General features: G+C 50.1%; 14 protein-coding genes and 3 pseudogenes. 3 read left to right on the forward strand and 14 right to left on the reverse strand.

The window, feature by feature from the left end; translation table 11 throughout:
- Positions 1-335: 335 nt before the first annotated feature.
- From B5E60_RS13035 to B5E60_RS13055, 5 genes are all read right to left on the reverse strand, one after another.
- A complete protein-coding gene (locus tag B5E60_RS13035; protein ID WP_087312322.1) occupies positions 336-1547 on the reverse strand; it encodes a tyrosine-type recombinase/integrase in 1212 nt (403 codons plus the stop codon).
- 5 nt (positions 1548-1552) lie between these two features.
- Positions 1553-2212, reverse strand: coding sequence for a hypothetical protein (locus tag B5E60_RS13040; protein WP_087312324.1), 660 nt, complete (start codon positions 2210-2212; stop codon positions 1553-1555).
- A gap of 2 nt (positions 2213-2214) precedes the next feature.
- The gene (locus B5E60_RS13045) at positions 2215-3165 is read right to left on the reverse strand and encodes a relaxase/mobilization nuclease domain-containing protein (RefSeq protein ID WP_087312326.1); all 951 of its coding nucleotides are present in this window, start codon (positions 3163-3165) and stop codon (positions 2215-2217) included.
- Positions 3166-3174: 9 nt separating this feature from the next.
- Positions 3175-3540 carry a plasmid mobilization protein gene (locus B5E60_RS13050; RefSeq protein WP_087312328.1) on the reverse strand — a complete coding sequence of 122 codons (366 nt, stop codon included), beginning with the start codon at positions 3538-3540 and terminating at the stop codon, positions 3175-3177.
- Between the two features lie 181 nt (positions 3541-3721).
- Positions 3722-4162, reverse strand: a complete 441-nt coding sequence (locus B5E60_RS13055) for a DUF3408 domain-containing protein (protein WP_087312330.1) — start codon at positions 4160-4162, stop codon at positions 3722-3724.
- Between the two features lie 547 nt (positions 4163-4709).
- Here B5E60_RS13055 and B5E60_RS13060 point away from each other — a divergent pair.
- Both B5E60_RS13060 and B5E60_RS13065 read left to right on the forward strand, forming a co-directional pair.
- On the forward strand, positions 4710-5021 hold the full coding sequence (locus tag B5E60_RS13060; protein WP_087312332.1) for a helix-turn-helix domain-containing protein: 312 nt from the start codon (positions 4710-4712) through the stop codon (positions 5019-5021).
- Between the two features lie 41 nt (positions 5022-5062).
- The gene (locus B5E60_RS13065; protein ID WP_087312334.1) at positions 5063-5365 is read left to right on the forward strand and encodes a helix-turn-helix domain-containing protein; all 303 of its coding nucleotides are present in this window, start codon (positions 5063-5065) and stop codon (positions 5363-5365) included.
- A gap of 93 nt (positions 5366-5458) precedes the next feature.
- Here B5E60_RS13065 and B5E60_RS13070 read toward each other — a convergent pair.
- From B5E60_RS13070 to B5E60_RS13080, 3 genes and pseudogenes are all read right to left on the reverse strand, one after another.
- Positions 5459-5832: pseudogene (locus B5E60_RS13070) on the reverse strand (transporter).
- A gap of 7 nt (positions 5833-5839) precedes the next feature.
- Positions 5840-7177 (reverse strand): site-specific integrase, encoded by a 1338-nt coding sequence (locus tag B5E60_RS13075; RefSeq protein WP_087312336.1) that lies wholly within the window; start codon positions 7175-7177, stop codon positions 5840-5842.
- A gap of 3 nt (positions 7178-7180) precedes the next feature.
- Positions 7181-8512 (reverse strand): site-specific integrase, encoded by a 1332-nt coding sequence (locus tag B5E60_RS13080; RefSeq protein ID WP_087312349.1) that lies wholly within the window; start codon positions 8510-8512, stop codon positions 7181-7183.
- Positions 8513-8833: 321 nt separating this feature from the next.
- On the opposite strand from B5E60_RS13080, the pseudogene B5E60_RS13085 reads away from it, so the two are divergent.
- Positions 8834-9358 (forward strand): annotated as a pseudogene (locus B5E60_RS13085) (site-specific integrase); the annotation flags it as partial.
- A gap of 55 nt (positions 9359-9413) precedes the next feature.
- Here B5E60_RS13085 and B5E60_RS13090 read toward each other — a convergent pair.
- From B5E60_RS13090 to B5E60_RS13115, 6 genes and pseudogenes are all read right to left on the reverse strand, one after another.
- Positions 9414-9725: a helix-turn-helix domain-containing protein gene (locus tag B5E60_RS13090; protein ID WP_087312340.1), complete on the reverse strand. Its 312-nt coding sequence runs from the start codon at positions 9723-9725 to the stop codon at positions 9414-9416.
- Positions 9722-10015 carry a helix-turn-helix domain-containing protein gene (locus B5E60_RS13095; RefSeq protein ID WP_087312342.1) on the reverse strand — a complete coding sequence of 98 codons (294 nt, stop codon included), beginning with the start codon at positions 10013-10015 and terminating at the stop codon, positions 9722-9724. Before B5E60_RS13095 ends, B5E60_RS13090 begins: the two co-directional genes overlap by 4 nt.
- A gap of 13 nt (positions 10016-10028) precedes the next feature.
- Entirely contained in the window at positions 10029-10352 is a 324-nt protein-coding gene (locus B5E60_RS13100) for a helix-turn-helix domain-containing protein (protein WP_087312344.1), read from the reverse strand.
- Between the two features lie 205 nt (positions 10353-10557).
- The gene (locus B5E60_RS13105) at positions 10558-10974 is read right to left on the reverse strand and encodes a hypothetical protein (protein WP_087312346.1); all 417 of its coding nucleotides are present in this window, start codon (positions 10972-10974) and stop codon (positions 10558-10560) included.
- A 358-nt stretch (positions 10975-11332) separates the two neighbouring features.
- Positions 11333-12639 (reverse strand): annotated as a pseudogene (locus B5E60_RS13110) (sigma-54-dependent transcriptional regulator).
- 15 nt (positions 12640-12654) lie between these two features.
- Positions 12655-14985: a hybrid sensor histidine kinase/response regulator gene (locus B5E60_RS13115; protein WP_239403355.1), complete on the reverse strand. Its 2331-nt coding sequence runs from the start codon at positions 14983-14985 to the stop codon at positions 12655-12657.
- Positions 14986-15190: the final 205 nt, after the last annotated feature.

Genomic DNA, 15190 nt, shown 5'->3' on the forward strand with positions numbered 1-15190 from the left:
GGTCTGTCAGCAGCCATGAGCGCATCAGACGCTCGAATTTTGTACCTTTCTCTCGCTCCGTGAATGATTCGGTACGGAATTTATGCAGTATCTCCTTGAAATTCATCTCTTGATAAGAGTTAATGGTTATGTCGCAAAGGTACGCATAATATTGCAGAATCCGTTAAAATCGCCGCTGATAATGCGTTATGGGAGGCTTATTTATACTGATTTGTTAGGCAGAACGGCTTTTTTCGCTCATCTAACGCACTGATTATTACGCCTTATTCCTCCGACATTTATCTCTTATCAAGAGATTCCGATTTTTGCAAAACAAATCTCCTAAGAACTTCTGATTACAAGTCTTTCAATATAAGGCTGTTTGCCTTGTCTATCACATTGGAATCCAACGATGCAAGGTAGATGCGCGTGGTTTCCTCCGAATCGTGTCCCATACCCTCGCTGATGACGGAAATCGGTATATTCTTGCTCTTGGCAATGCTCGCCCAACTATGGCGGCCACAGTACATCGTCAGCGGTATTGATAGGCTTGCCAACCGCGCAACCTCTTTCAAAGCCACATTTATTCGACAGAGGGCATTACGATACTGAATTCTCTCATCAGCTAACGGGTCAGTGATAATCGGCAACAGGTATTGTGTGGCGGAACGGTCTTTATACTTGGTGACAATCTCCGCCATACACTTCTCCCACTTGATGCTAAGCTGCTGGCTGGTCTTTTTCCTCCGATAAGTGATGACACCGTTCTTCAAGTCCGACATCTTGAGATAGGCCATGTCAATGAATGACATGCCACGGGTGTAAAACGAAAAGAGAAACATGTCCCGTGCGTAGTCAAGATGTGGCTTCAACGTCAGGTCAAGTTCCTTTATACGCTTGATTGCCTTTAATGGCACAGCGCGTTTGACCGTCTTGTCGATTCCCGTGTAAACGTGTTTGAAAGGGTGTTTCTGTTCCACCAGTTCCTTTTCCACGGCGCGGTTATACACAGCCCGCAGGATGCGCATGTAGAATGAAACGGTGTTCGGGCAGATGCCCTTGGTTTTCAGCCACGCCTCATAGAGCATCATCGTGTCGCTATTCACCTCACACAACAGGATGTCCTGTCCGTTACGGAACTTCATGAAGCTGCTTAGCGTGGCGGCATAAGTTTCCGATGTGCGGATTCTGTTCAACCGTTTCAACTGGCCGATAACCTCCTGCATAAAGCTGAACAAGGATTGCTCGTTTGCCTGTTTATCGAATTTAGCGACAATATCGTCTGTCGTATAAATCCCATTTCTCTTGTCATACAAAGAGATAATGACTCTCAGGCGCTTGATGTCCCATTCAATACACCTCACAACCGATTGCAGATAGTTCTTACGCTCATCGCTTGCCCAAACAGGAACGACGACTGTCAATGTTTTCCCGTTCCACTCGTTTTCAAATATCCGGTAGTCCGTCCTGATTTGGCGGACCACGCGGTTGTGTATCACCTGATAACAGATGCTGCCCTCCTTGCCGTCTATGGAAGAAGGACGGAATTTCACTTTTACTGATGCCATTCACGTTACTTTTTGTTATTGGTAATTTGTTCCACTTGCAGTTTCTCTTGCATCAGGCTGTCAGATAAAGACTTTAACTTTTTGTCATAGCCGTCAGCCACTTGGCGTAGCCTTTCAATGGTTTCCTCGTCACGCCGGATGTCGAACACGTCATTCATCCAGAGGATGTGATTGGCATCGCAACCTCCCCATGAGCGGATGACGCGGAACTTCAAAGCATCGTCCGCATACTGCCGCTTGGACTGCCAAAGCTCGATGTTGCCCCAGATGGAGAGGCTGCACACGACACCCATGCCGACCAAAAGAGAGAACACTTTGCTTGACCTAATGTCGAAACAATGGCGGTGGATATATTCCTGCGGCTCATCCTTCCGCTCTTCCGAACTTCGGACAAACGATTCATTCAAGTCACGCAACAGATGCAGAATCCTGTTCGATGTCTTTACTTCCGCTTCCGCATACTTGGTCAGCAAGGCTTTGGTCTGAGTCTGATGCTCCTTCGCGGAACTGTCGAACAAGTCCTTTATGGGAGCCAAATCCATTACAGGAGCTTGTTCTCCCGATTGGCTGTTACTTACTTTTGGAGCGTTCTCCAATCTGTCATTGATGCCCTTTAAGCCATTCTTGATGTCCTCGAAGAGCGCATAAACTTCATTATTATCCATGTTTAGAATCTTATTTTACGTTGTTTCTTTTTCTTGTTCTTGCGTTTTAACTGTTCCTCAAAATAGTTCTCATCCGTCTGCGCGTTTGCATTATCGGGCATGAAAAGACCTATCGAGCCGCTGTACAAGTCATCACTGCCTTTTGGCTCAAACTGTGATGGTGGCGATGCCGGATGTCGGTAGTCTGCCGCTTGGCTGACCATTAGCCTTTGCCGTTCCTCTTGACGGTTGGCGTTCAACGTTGCATCTATCTTGGAATAGCTGAACCGCCTGTCAATCTTGGAACCACTGAACGAGTAGCCGTTCATGGTGAAAACTACACCCTGTACCTCGTCCGAATTGCCCTTGAACTTGAACCGCACGTCCACGCCTTGTTTCTTCAGATTAGAGGCAAGCATGTTCCAGTTTCCACACCTTGAAACCTCCGATTTAAGGATAGTATAAAGCCCGTACATGGTCTTGTCAGGCTCTTTCAAGCGATGTTGTTTCACCTGTTCCTTGTCGCTGGCGAAATAAAGACCATACTTTCTTGTCAGCTCTTTACAGATGCGTGCGCTGCGTATCCGCTCGTTGCGGTCGCTGATTGTCCTGCCGTCATTGGCGATACGGTTGAACGCTATATGCACATGCGGATGCTCCTTGTCGAAGTGGCGCACGATGAGTATCTGCGTGTCAGTTATCCCCATTTCCTTCAGGTATTCCAACGCTATTCCTGCCATTGCACGGTCTGTAAGACGGTGTTCATCTTCCTTATGAAAAGCCAACGAGATGTGTCCGACAGGCTTCGTAACCTTCGGATTCATCTTTGATTGTGCCTCGAAGCTCATGGCTATCGTGTCCTTGTCCTCGGCAAACAGACCGTCACAGACAAGGATTTTAGCGTCCTTTCCCTTGTCAAGAATGTAGTTTACCACACCCCTGAAATTGCTTCCCTTTACGATTTTAGCTATCATATCCGGCTGTCATAAGAGGATTAAGTTCAGCAATTCTTCAATCCGTGCCACGAGTATTCGGCACTCCATCCTCACCGTGACGAAGCCTGCGGCGTTCGCCTTGTGCGCAAGCTGGTTCAGGTTGTTCGCCATGCCGCAGAGCTTGCGGACGTAACCAGTATGTTCCGGCGTGAGCCGCTCCTTAACCTGCCCTTCCCTCATGCAACGGCGCAGGAACTCCCCGGCGGATATGCCTGCGCTCCGTGCCTTGCCTTTCAGCGTGTAGTAGTCCGATGTCGCCATCTTCACCGTAAGGCGGTATTTCAGCTTGTCTGCCGCTCCCTTCTTGGGGCGGCCTCCCTTGTTTCTGTTGCCAGTTTTCCGTTTCTGTTCCATTGATTTCTAATGATTAAAGTATGCATACATAATAGACCAACGGGATGTAGCTTCCACGGAGTTTCGGAGTGGGAGCAGGCGGTTTCGGTATGCCCGAAACACAAACTTGCTCCCCTCAAAACTCCGTTGGACAGGTTCAGAGTAACTCCGAACTACATCCCGTCAATCAGCACCTTAATTCTCAGAGTTTACGCCATGCCTCGATGTCCTCCCCGTAGGTGGCAAGATGCTGCCGGGCGATGTTCTCCACCAGTCCCGACACGCTCATCCTGCGCTCGCCGAACATGCGGACGATGCGGTCAAGGGCGTCGCGCGTGCGGCGGCTGAGGAACACGGGCTTGCGGTCTTCGATGACCGGAACGGGAAGGAATGTTTCCTTGTAATCCTCCAACGATGCCCTGCGTTGCTTGCCGCTGATGCGGCGTACCACTTGCGGAGTTTCATCTACTTGTTCCGGCACGGTTTCACTTGCCTGTTCCTGTACAACCTCGCTTGCCTTTTCCTGCTGTTCCTGCGTGTCAGCAGGCTGGGGTTCCGGCTTCGGGGTTTCCATACTCGGCTTGCTACCTAAAAAATCCTGCAATGCTGCATCCATGTTTTGGCTGCTTAAATTTTTCTTCATACTTGTTTGAATTAAATGTTTAACAATGTTGGTCGTTGTGCGCACATTTGACCGATTATCGATTGCAAAGGAAATGGCTATAAAACAGACAGTCAAAGGATTGGACTGAGTGTGACAACAATGTACGGTTTTGCACTTTACGCATTGCCTAAGCGGTACAGGCTGCGCCGTTTTGCCATAGTACATGAAACGGGCATTGGAAATTTTAAGGGCTTAATTGGAGCTGTCAGGGCGGATTTAAGGATATGGCTTTTAGGAAACCAGAAGAACATATTTTCGGATGGCATTAGAAACCGAAGAACGCCACAGGCTACCACACCGACGCCAAATGCTGCCACACAGATGTGAAGTGGTCGGATTATGCCGGACTTCACTTTTCTTTGCATCACTGACGCTTGGAACAGACGCTACGGGTTCGGTAGATTACGCCACTCCCGACCACTTGCTGCCACAAGCTGCCACCTCATTGCAAATCCATTGTTCCATGCGAACAACGGATTTACTTTGCAGGCAAAACGGATTATTAACACTAAAATCAGTATAAGAAATGAATGTAGTAATTATTTCGAAAGAAAAGTACGAAGAGATGGTCGGCAAGCTCAACCGCCTGTCCGACCGGGTAAATGAAATCCTCCGCAAGAGGGAAGGGAAACGGCTCAGCCGTTGGATGGACAACCAAGAGGTCTGCCAACAGTTGCGCATCAGTCCGCGAACCTTGCAGACGCTCCGCGACAACGGTACGCTGGCTTACTCGCAGATAGGGCACAAGATTTTCTACAAGCCGGAGGATGTGCAGCGCATCGTCCGGCTCGTGGAGGACAGGCGTAAGGATGCAGCCTATCGTGGCTGTAGCATCTAATCAGACAATAATATGTATAACCACTAAATCCACTGTAAATTATGAACGACTTGATTCTTGCCGACCGTGAACTGGAGGTCGGCTTCATCGGAAAGCTGGATGCTTTGTTTGAAGGTATCGAAAGAATGGATGCGGGGCACAAGGCTTCGCCAAGTAACGAACAGTTCCTGACGGACAAGGAGGTGTCAGCATGGCTCAAGGTGAGCCGCCGCACCTTGCAGGACTACCGCAGCAACGGGATGATTGCCTATTACCAGTTGGGTGGAAAAATTCTGTATAAGGAATCGGACATCGAAAAGATGGTGATGAGCGGTTATCGGAACGCCTATCGTTTGGAAACGTGATTTGATACTTGCAAAAACTGAGTAAGCCGATGGCTGCAAGATAACTGCCTAGCCATCGGCTTACTCTTTATGGGAAGGTCGTTTCGCTTTATCCTAACATGCGCATCGGGGATGGGCATTGGATAGCGAAAAAACAAATGGATGGAATTTCCTCTATTGAAAGAACAGAGTTTGTCCATGATGAACCGTCTGAAAGCCATTGCCTCGCGGCTTCGCAACCTGAAAGCCACGGCAATCACCATTTCAAGGCTGTACACGTCATAGCAAATCCTGTAGTCCAGCCTGATATGTCGCACCGTTTCCTCTTCCGACAATTCATTGTTTTTGTAAATGACAGCAATAGCCTTACGAATATAGCAACCGAACACATTGAACGCATCGCACATCTCCTGCTGCGTCATCCAAACGGGAGCGGTCGGCATCGTGACCGCCCCGTTTTCAGTGATTGTGATTATTCCTCTTTCCATGTCCGCATCATTTTTCATTGTCTGAATTCCGTTTACATTCCTTTTTCCAGCCGCTGTAATTGCCGCATTTGAACACACGCGATGGCATCCCGTCATCAGGCAGGGAGAACTTGCCTTTTGTGGTCTCGGACAATACAGCCAAGTCACGGCTCACCTTCTGGTTGGTGATTTCCGCATAGATTTGCGTGGTGCGGATGGAGGAATGCCCCATCATCTTGCTGATACTTTCTATCGGCACGCCGTTGTTCAGGCAAATCAGGGTTGCGAAGGAGTGACGGCTTTGATAGTAGGTAAGATGGCAGTCCAAGCCACATTGTTCGGCAATCATTTTCAGGCTGCGGTTGAGGTTTCCGGTGATTGGCACATAAAACAGTTTGCCGTCCTTGCCTTCTCCGCGATACTTCTCAATGATGCGCAAGGGTATGTCCAACAATTTGATATGGCACTCTGCCTTGGTCTTCTGACGGGCGATGTGAATCCACTTGCTACCGTCCTCCTTCGTGATGATGTTGTCCTCCGTCAAATTCGCTAAATCCGCCCTCCCGATGCCCGTGAAAGTCGAAAAGACGAACAAGTCCCTCGTATGACAAAGTCGGTATGTGGGCAGCTTGGCTTTCAACAGCTTCTCAAACTGCTCACCCGTCAGGTAGCGGTGGTTCACCGGAACCTTCTCTATCTTGTGTCCCGCGAAAGGGTCGCGTTTGAGAATATGCTTCTTCAAGGCGAGCCGCGTCATCTTGTGCAGCAGGATGAGGTAGTCGTTGTATGCCGATACCTTCAATTTCAGCACGGTGGAAAGGTAAAACGTGAAGTCGGTCATGAAGCGCATGGTCAGCGAGCGCAACGGCATGTCCTCCATGTTGTACTTGTACTTCATGAAATTGTGGATGTGCTTGCGTGTGGTCAGATAGCGGACATAGCTGTGCCTTGTCCTGTCAATGCCCACACGCTTGGCATATTCTTCGTTATGCTCATCCATCAACGCAAGCAGGGTTTCCTTCACCTGCGACTTGCCCGTCACGGCGTTCTTGATGATTTCTGCCGACACGAAGCCGTAACTGTCCACGTTCTCCTTGTAGGCGGCATGTGCTTTGGCTTCCAGTGCGGACAGGGCATCGTTCAGCCTGACCAGCTCCTTTTTCTTCTCGCTGTCAAGGCTCTCCTTGCGTCCGTCAGTGGAAGCCCTGCCCGTATCGGCGTTCCAATACGTAGGCTCGACTTCCAGCCCCGTGGAATACTGGCAAACCTTACCGTCAAGGGTGACGCGACCCATTATCGGACATTTGCCGTTCTTCTTCAACTTCTGCCGGTTGATGTAGAACAATAGCTTGAACGTGCTTCGCATGGCCTATCCCTCCATCATTTGTTTGACAATAGCTTTCTGTTTCCAACTCGGATTGACCCTGCGCCGGGTAATGTCCTTATGAATCGGGGAAGGAGCCGAATCAATCCCGAACAGGGAGAACTTGCCTTCAATGGCTTCGCCCAGCCTGTCCACGTCACGGTCTATCTTGTCCTGCGTGACTTTCGCGTACCGCTGCGTGGTCTTGATATGCTTGTGTCCCATGATTTTGCTCACCGTTTCGATGGGAATGCCCTGCGAAAGACAGATTATGCTGCCGAAGGTATGCCTGCTCTGGTGGAATGAAATCGGGCGGTTGATACCGCACATCACGGCCATTTTCTTCAGGTGGCGGTTCATGCTCTCCTTTGTGAGCATGGGCAGCAGTTTCCCGTTGGCATCCATGCCCCTGTATTTCTCCAAGATGGCGAGCGGTATCTCCATCAGGCGCACACATTCGGGAGTGCCCGTTTTCAGCCTTTCCGTATGAATCCATAGGCTTCCGTCCTCGGCTTTCACGAGGTTCTTCTCCGTCAATGCCCTCATGTCGCAGTAGCAGATGCCAGTCCAGCACGAGAACAGGAACATGTCCCTCGTGAAATTGCGGTTGGGCGTGTCGTAGGTCATGTTGGCGAACTTGGCCAGTTCCTCTTCCGTAAGGTACATCTGCTTGAACTCCGGCTTTTGGGGGCTGTACCCCTTGAACGGGCTGAAAGGGATGATTCCGCGGAACACGGCAAGCATCATCACGCATTTCAGGCGGTTGATGTGACCGACTATTGTCCTTGGCTTGAACCGTTTGACGGTGCGCATGTACATGTCGAAATCCTCGATGAAGTTACCGTCAATCTGCTTGACGGGCATATCCGAAAGATGATATTTTTCTTTCACGAACACGGCAAGGTGGCGGTAAGTGTTCGTGTACTGGTAATAGGTGTTCATGGCACGGTTCACGCCCACGCGCAAGGCGTAGTCGCTGTTGTGTTCCCCGAACAGCTTCATGAGGGTGTCCTGAGATTCCGCCTGACCTTGGTAGGCGTTTTTCACTTCCTCTGCCGAAACAATCCCCTTGATATCTTTAAGTTCGTTGAAACGCTGGCGCAGCAGCAATAGCGTGCGTTCAATCTCGCGGTTTGCCATGACCGCCATCCGGCTCTTGCCCGTACACCGTTGAGCCGTGGCGTTCCACAGCCTCACGTCCACCTTGAACTTGCAGGAGAACTGCGCGATGGAGTTGTTCTTTCCCCTGACGGCTATCCTGCCCATGAGGGGCGACAGCCCGTCCCTGTCCTTTTCGCTGCGCTTGATGTAGAGCAGCACTTTCATTTCTGTCTTCATTTCCATGACTTTTTTGGTTGCAATATTAGTGATACATTGCTGACCGACAGAATTGGAAACGGGGCAGAACGGCGCAAACGGAACGGACGCTGTTAAATCTGCGGATTTGAAGCCCTTGCCGCACGTATAATGCTTGTTTACAAGCATTAGGAACGCTGTATTTCAGGCTTCAGACAGGTAGCGGAACAGGTAATGACTTGGTAGCGGAAACCTTGCATTATCCTGCCTTTCCTTGCTGTTTGGCTGTAATGGCAAACAACTGCAAAACCGCTTATTTACAACGCTTTGCGTTTATTCTTCTCTAAATCTATCTCCCTTGCTTTGATACTTCTTTCTTCGTTCACCGGACTGGCATTTGTCGACCTGAAAAGGCTGAAGACGGACGACATCACGCAGGCTGACGACGGCACTTGGTGGATACACTACAAAAGGCAGAAAACGGACACACCATCTTCCGTCCGGCTGCTGGACATCCCGATGAAGATAATCGAGAAGTATAAGGGGCAAAGAAACGGCGACAATGTGTTCAACCTTTACTGCCGCAAGTATTTCCTTACCCTTGTTACGGAACTGGGCAAAGTGTACGGCTTCCCGTTGACCTTCCATCAGGCCCGGCATAATTTCGGCACTCATATTACCCTCTCGCTCGGAGTTCCGATTGAAACGGTGGCACGCATGATGGGGCACATGCGTATCGAAACCACACAGATCTATGCAAAAGTCACTGACAAGAAAGTGGAGGAGGATATGAAAAAGCTGAAGGATTCCTCTGTCAACCGGAGGGCATTCCTTTATGAGGAGGAATTCGAGGAGAAAAAGCGGAAACGGCGGCAACTTGCAGGATGATAATAGAAAAATGGAGAAACAACCGCAGGATCTGTTTCTCCATTTCTATTTTACGCTATACCCACCTCTGTTCTTCCCGGCATCTCTTGTAGGCATCCTCCAGCATTTTCTGGATGTCGGATTCCTTGTAGAGCACCTTTCCTTGAAGGAGGTAATAAGGGATGACACCGAACGTGCGGTACTCCTGCAAGGTGCGCCGGCTTATCCTGAGTATGCCGGACAGTTCCTCGTCCGTCAGGAAGCGTTCTCCCTTGAACATCGGTCTGGGAGCCTTTTCCATGTCAGACAGCATTCTTTCCAGATTTTCCAGTCCCTGGAAAAGGACTTCGACGTGAGGATCTTTCCTCTCTATGAAATGGTAACTCATGGCTTTCTTTTTAAAGGGTGATAATTCGATTCCAACAGATTATGCACGTCTTCAGGCTTGTAGAACATCTTGTGCTTGATGCGTGTGAAAGGCAGCAGTCCCTTGTCACGGTACACTTGCAGTGTCTTCTTCGATATGTGGAGCACGTCGCATACATCCTGGTTGTCCATCCAGTTCTTCAGCCCCATGTCCTCACACGAGCGGCACAGCCGGGCCAGCCGGCTTTCAAGTTCACAGAAACGCGTCCGGAACTCGTCAAAAGTCTTTTTGTCTATACATATTATTTCCATGTGTCTTGTCTGATTAAGATTGAATACCCAATTCCTTTTTGATTCTTGCGGGCAGCACCTTCCCTTTCCTGTTCAGGAACTCCTGTACTTCGGATGCCTTGTAATAGGTACGCCCGTCAATCATGTAGTAGGTCACGAGCTTCTTCTGCCGGTAACGCGCAAGGGTGCGCTTGGTCACGCCGAGCAGTTCGCACATGTCCTGGTTGTCGAGCAGCTTGTCGCCTTCAAGGGCGGCCGTCTGCCGGTTCATGCGGTTCAGCCTGTCCTCTATCTTGTCGAAGCGTTCCATAATCTGGTGGAGCATCATCTGGAATGTCTCCCGGTCTATCTGTATCATACTGAATTCTGTTTTAGTGCGTGAATACTTCGTTTCTCACACTGTTGCGCAACAGGTTTCAATATGATAAAGGCCAAATCATAGACCAACGCGGCAGATTATTATATTCGAAAAGCATAAACCACTGAATACCATAGAAATAAAAAATCAGCCTTCCGAAATGGAGGCTGACGGGCATATTGCATTTGCAATGTCCTGCAACGGACTATTGCAACATCCTGCAATAATTCAGACGGCACACGCCGTTCCGGAAAGTTTTGGATTTGACAAGCCGCCAGTTGCCCGAGGGGAGGTGGGCGGAAACGGACAGACGGGAAACGCCGGCGGAAGGGAAAAGGAAGATGACCAGCTCGTCTATGAGCCGGTAAACCGACAACCCTCTCAGGAGTTCCACGCCTTTCTCATCGTATATTTCCGCATGGAAGACGGTGGAAGGTCCGGAAGTGTCTTTCTCACAGATAAGTTCGACAAGGGGATAGCCGGGAAACAGGTGCATGGTGGAACGCTTCCGCCAGTGCGGGAAGCCCTTCCTGTCCGATTTTACCCACTCCAACAACGGTTCGCCTTCCGGTGGAACGGCCCCGTCCAATGTCATTGCTATCACTACCTGTAACTTTGCCATGCCTTTGTCTATTAATCCTCTTTAAATGAAGAAGCGTGAAACCCACGCAGCTTCGGACGGAGGCTCTGACAAAGCCCAATACAGAAACATGCATGGGCTCACGCTATAAGGCATAGCATAAGCCTCACGCAATAGTCTCTGTATTTTTGAATTTGTCAGATTCCCATCCGAGACGTCTTGCGACTTATGTATGATAACCGGCAGGACTCCAGCCTTTGCCGCTATCAGTTCAATATGTCATGGCCGGAACTTATGCGGCGCACAGTTCTCCGGCCTTTTTGCAAAGGTAGGCATTTTCTTCCATTCTGTAATGCCTTTTTCTTCCATATCTTGCTGCTGACAATGAAAAAGATGCCGTTCATTTGTCAAGCAGACCGTATTTTTTCATTTTCCGGTACAGGGTGGAAGGTCTATATGCAGCATTTCCGCCGCTTTCCTACGGTGACCTCTGCTTGCCGTCAGTGCCTTGAGGATGGACTGTTTCTCCTCCGCTTCCGTTTCCGGGAACAGGTTGATTCCGCCGTCCGTTTCTTCCTGCCGGATGTTCAGTTCTGCCGCTTCTATTACCGTCTGCCTGGCCATCAACACAGCCCTCTTGACCTTGTTCTGCAATTCACGCACGTTGCCCGGCCACCGGTAGGAAAGCATCAGCCGACCGGCTTCGGGAGTAAACCCTTCCGTCTGCCGTTTGAGTTCTTTGGAGAACTTCTCCCTGAAGTGTTCCGCCAGCGGCAGGATGTCTTCCGGGCAATCATGCAGCGAAGGCAGGACTATCTCGAACTCACCCAGCCTATGGTACAGGTCCTCACGGAAGCGTTTTTCCCTGATGGCCAGTTGCAGATCCTCGTTGGTGGCGGCCACTATGCGCACATCGGCCTTCCTTTCCCGGCTGCTGCCAATTGGGAGATAGGTTCCTTCCTGCAAGACACGCAGGAGCATAGCCTGCACTTCCGGGGGCAGCGTGCCTATCTCGTCAAGGAACAGCGTGCCGCCCCTGGCCAGGTCGAAATATCCGTCCTTGTTGCTGTCCGCACCCGTGAAAGTCCCTTTCATATGTCCGAAAAAGAGGGTAGGCGCCAGCTCCTTGGGAAGGACGGCGCAGTTGACGGCTACCAGCGGTTTTTCCCTGCGGTTGCTGGAGTAATGTATCCGCTGCGCGACGGATTCCTTGCCAGCTCCGTTCGGTCCGAGGATAAGCACGGATATGTCAAACGGGGCGACAGTCCGGGCAAGGTTCTCCACCTCAAGCATCTGCGGGCTGTTCCTGCGGAAAAGGCTCCTGTCCCTGTCATAGACCCGGGAACTCGGCTGCAACATATCCTTGATCAATTCAAGAAGCTCATCCATCTGCACGGGCTTTGCAAGATAGTCGTCCGCGCCAAGCTTGATGGCTCTCACGGCGTCGGGCACGGAGGCATAATCGGTCATGACGATGAAAGGAATGTCGATTTTCTCTTTGCGAAACCATTCGAGCAGGGATATACCGTCCCCCTCGGGCAGGCGCACGTCGGCAAGAACCAGGTCGAAGTGTTCCGACTTTATCCGCTTTCTGGCACCCGGCTCGTCTATCGTGCTCGAAACCACGTATCCGGACTTTTCAAGCCACCTTTTCTGCTGGCCAGCCAGCATGATATTGTCCTCTACGATAAGTATTTTGTGCTTCATTATATGTCTCGTTTTCTATTGTTGTCCGTTTACAGTTTCTGACAGTAGCCTTTCCGCTTCTGCAATCAGTCCGCATATACGACCGATTATTTCCTCCGTATGCGTTTGGACCGTATGCCTGTCCGGTTCGTCGTCATGCAGTATTTCACTGAACCATTCCAGTTCGTGGGATATGCCCAGCTGCTCCCATACCGGGTACATGCGGTGGAGTGTCTCCTTCATCCGTCCGAAATCCATTTCCATGTCCGAAAGGGATTCCTGAAGCTCCGCCTTGTTCTTTAGGGATTCCCTGATGAATGTCTCCAGAATCCATTTCCTGTCTTCGATGTCGGCGGCCAATGCGGAGAAGTCAGCCGAAGTGGGTTGCTCGGCTTTCTCCTTCTCCGTAATGGATGACAGGAACGCCAGCAGTTCGTTCATGGAAAACGGCTTGCGGATGCAGCCGGAGAAGCCGGCTTCCGAATAGCGGCAGTCGCTCCCGTCATTCCGGGCAGTCATTGCAGCGACCGGTACCGTTTTGGAGTCACCTATGTTGGAGTGCCGCAGCAGGTACAGCAGGTCGAAACCTCCCGTGCCGCGCAACTGTATGTCTGTCAGGATAATGTCGTAACGGGTCCGGCGCAGTTCGTTTACCACGTCCTGGGCATTCTGGCACTTGCAGCATGACACGCCGTTCCTTTCCAGCATTTCTCCGACGATGCGCAACTGTATCGGGTCGTCATCGACCACAAGGATCCTTTGCGGAAGGCTCAGTCTGCCTTTAACCGGGATAGCAGTGTCTTTTATCGGTTCGTCCGTCGGGGAAAGAGGAATCCGTATTTCAAAGGAACTACCCTCACCCGGACGGCTGGACACGGAAATATCTCCTTTAAGCAGGCTGACAAGCCCACGGGTTATCGCAAGACCGAGCCCGAACCCCTCGGCGTCCACTTCGGGTGCGGCCCGTTCAAAGGGCTGGAATATCCGCTCCACGGTTTTCCCGTCCATGCCTATGCCCGTATCCTGTATCCGGACTGTCAGAATTTCTTTTTCATACGAGGCGGAAAAACTTACCGAACCGGACTTTGTGAACTTGACGGCATTTGACAACAGATTGTCCAATACTTGTTCCATGCGGTCGGCGTCACCGGAAACTGTGATGTCCGGGACATTGATGTCCCTGGAAAAGAGCAGCCCCCTGTCATTGGCCGGCCGTGTATATTCGTCAGCTATCCTGTCAAGAAAGGGAATGAGATTGAACGGGACGGGATTAAGGGTTTCCTTGGCCTCGTTCAGGCGGGACAGGTCGAGCAGGCTATTGGCGAGTCTGGCTATGTGGCGGGAAGAATTCAGAATATTTTCAAGATATATATTACGCCGTCTCTTATCCTTTGTGTCTATGGCGAGTTCAGCGCTGCCCGTAATGGCATTCAGTGGGCCGCGGATATCATGAGAAAGAGTCATTATGATTTTTTTTCGGACATCGGAGAGAGTCTGATTTTGCACCAATAAATTCTCCAATTCCTTACGGTCGCGTTCTCGTCTACGAAGATCACGCATTATTATTAAATGAGAGAATATGAGCAATATAATAGCTCCTGCTATAGTTGCGGTGAATAGTTTTACGGATAGTTTTTGTGCGTTTGCTATTGCAATGCTTTTCTGTGTAAAGGTTTTTTGAGCCTGATCGTCCAAATCATTAATTAGTCTGTTTAGTTGTGAGTTCAAAATTTTCCCAAGTAAGTGCAGGCTGTCGGCATAGGCTTCCATCTCTGCTGCCTGTTTCCGTTGCAGGGCGGTCAGGCTGTCGCTGAACTCGTGCAGTTCTTTGGCGGACGGAATTATTTGTACGGTCTTTTTGCCGCCAAAGAAACCGGCCAGCCCGCTTTTCTTTTGTTTTATGGTACGGACACGCGTCGCCCGTCGAGCCACTTCAGGCAGGTGGTTCACCAGTAGGCTGTCCGCCTCGTTCTGCCGCTCCATTACCTCCATGATGTGCCGCAGGTGGGTTTCCTTGTCCGCAAGGAGGGAGCGGAGCGTGTCTATCTGTGCCGGTTGCACGTATTCGCGACAGATTGGTTTCATGGCTTGCAATAGGCTGTCGGTGCGCAGGAGCTGGGCATGGTAGTGGCGGTAGTCCGTTTCGTCCCAGCCGATGACACACTCACCCAACAGGGCAAGTCTGGTAATGAGGCGGTGGGCGTTACTGATGTCACGGCGCACCTGCCGGATGGTTTCCGTGCCGGCTTCTATCTCCCTGATGCGCCCGCGTTCATGCACCAAAATAAAAACCATGCTTATTCCGATAATAAACATGATAATATAGCCAATTACTATTTTTATCTGTAATCGTTGTTCAAAATTCATCTATTAGCATTCCATTAACACATTCGCAATTAACCGACATTAAAATAAAAATCGAGTTAGAGATTGTCAGATTTTAATTATGTCATATCACTAGTGTCCGGTAAAAAATCATGAAAGTTCTTTGAAAATATTGATGATTAGGAATTTACAGAGATAAAACGAGCGCAACGATTTGAATTTATCTTTGCCAGACTATCGTAGAATG

The sequence above is a fragment of the Alistipes sp. An116 genome (genome assembly GCF_002161005.1).
GTDB classification, from domain to species: Bacteria; Bacteroidota; Bacteroidia; order Bacteroidales; family Rikenellaceae; genus Alistipes; species Alistipes megaguti.

Bases quoted from the DNA above. Each gene is read 5' to 3' on its own strand.
- B5E60_RS13035 (WP_087312322.1), bottom strand. From the start codon at position 1,547: ATGGCATCAGTAAAAGTGAAATTCCGTCCTTCTTCCATAGACGGCAAG.
- B5E60_RS13040 (WP_087312324.1), bottom strand. From the start codon at position 2,212: ATGGATAATAATGAAGTTTATGCGCTCTTCGAGGACATCAAGAATGGC.
- B5E60_RS13045 (WP_087312326.1), bottom strand. From the start codon at position 3,165: ATGATAGCTAAAATCGTAAAGGGAAGCAATTTCAGGGGTGTGGTAAAC.
- B5E60_RS13050 (WP_087312328.1), bottom strand. From the start codon at position 3,540: ATGGAACAGAAACGGAAAACTGGCAACAGAAACAAGGGAGGCCGCCCC.
- B5E60_RS13055 (WP_087312330.1), bottom strand. From the start codon at position 4,162: ATGAAGAAAAATTTAAGCAGCCAAAACATGGATGCAGCATTGCAGGAT.
- B5E60_RS13060 (WP_087312332.1), top strand. From the start codon at position 4,710: ATGAATGTAGTAATTATTTCGAAAGAAAAGTACGAAGAGATGGTCGGC.
- B5E60_RS13065 (WP_087312334.1), top strand. From the start codon at position 5,063: ATGAACGACTTGATTCTTGCCGACCGTGAACTGGAGGTCGGCTTCATC.
- B5E60_RS13075 (WP_087312336.1), bottom strand. From the start codon at position 7,177: ATGCGAAGCACGTTCAAGCTATTGTTCTACATCAACCGGCAGAAGTTG.
- B5E60_RS13080 (WP_087312349.1), bottom strand. From the start codon at position 8,512: ATGAAGACAGAAATGAAAGTGCTGCTCTACATCAAGCGCAGCGAAAAG.
- B5E60_RS13090 (WP_087312340.1), bottom strand. From the start codon at position 9,725: ATGAGTTACCATTTCATAGAGAGGAAAGATCCTCACGTCGAAGTCCTT.
- B5E60_RS13095 (WP_087312342.1), bottom strand. From the start codon at position 10,015: ATGGAAATAATATGTATAGACAAAAAGACTTTTGACGAGTTCCGGACG.
- B5E60_RS13100 (WP_087312344.1), bottom strand. From the start codon at position 10,352: ATGATACAGATAGACCGGGAGACATTCCAGATGATGCTCCACCAGATT.
- B5E60_RS13105 (WP_087312346.1), bottom strand. From the start codon at position 10,974: ATGGCAAAGTTACAGGTAGTGATAGCAATGACATTGGACGGGGCCGTT.
- B5E60_RS13115 (WP_239403355.1), bottom strand. From the start codon at position 14,985: ATGAATTTTGAACAACGATTACAGATAAAAATAGTAATTGGCTATATT.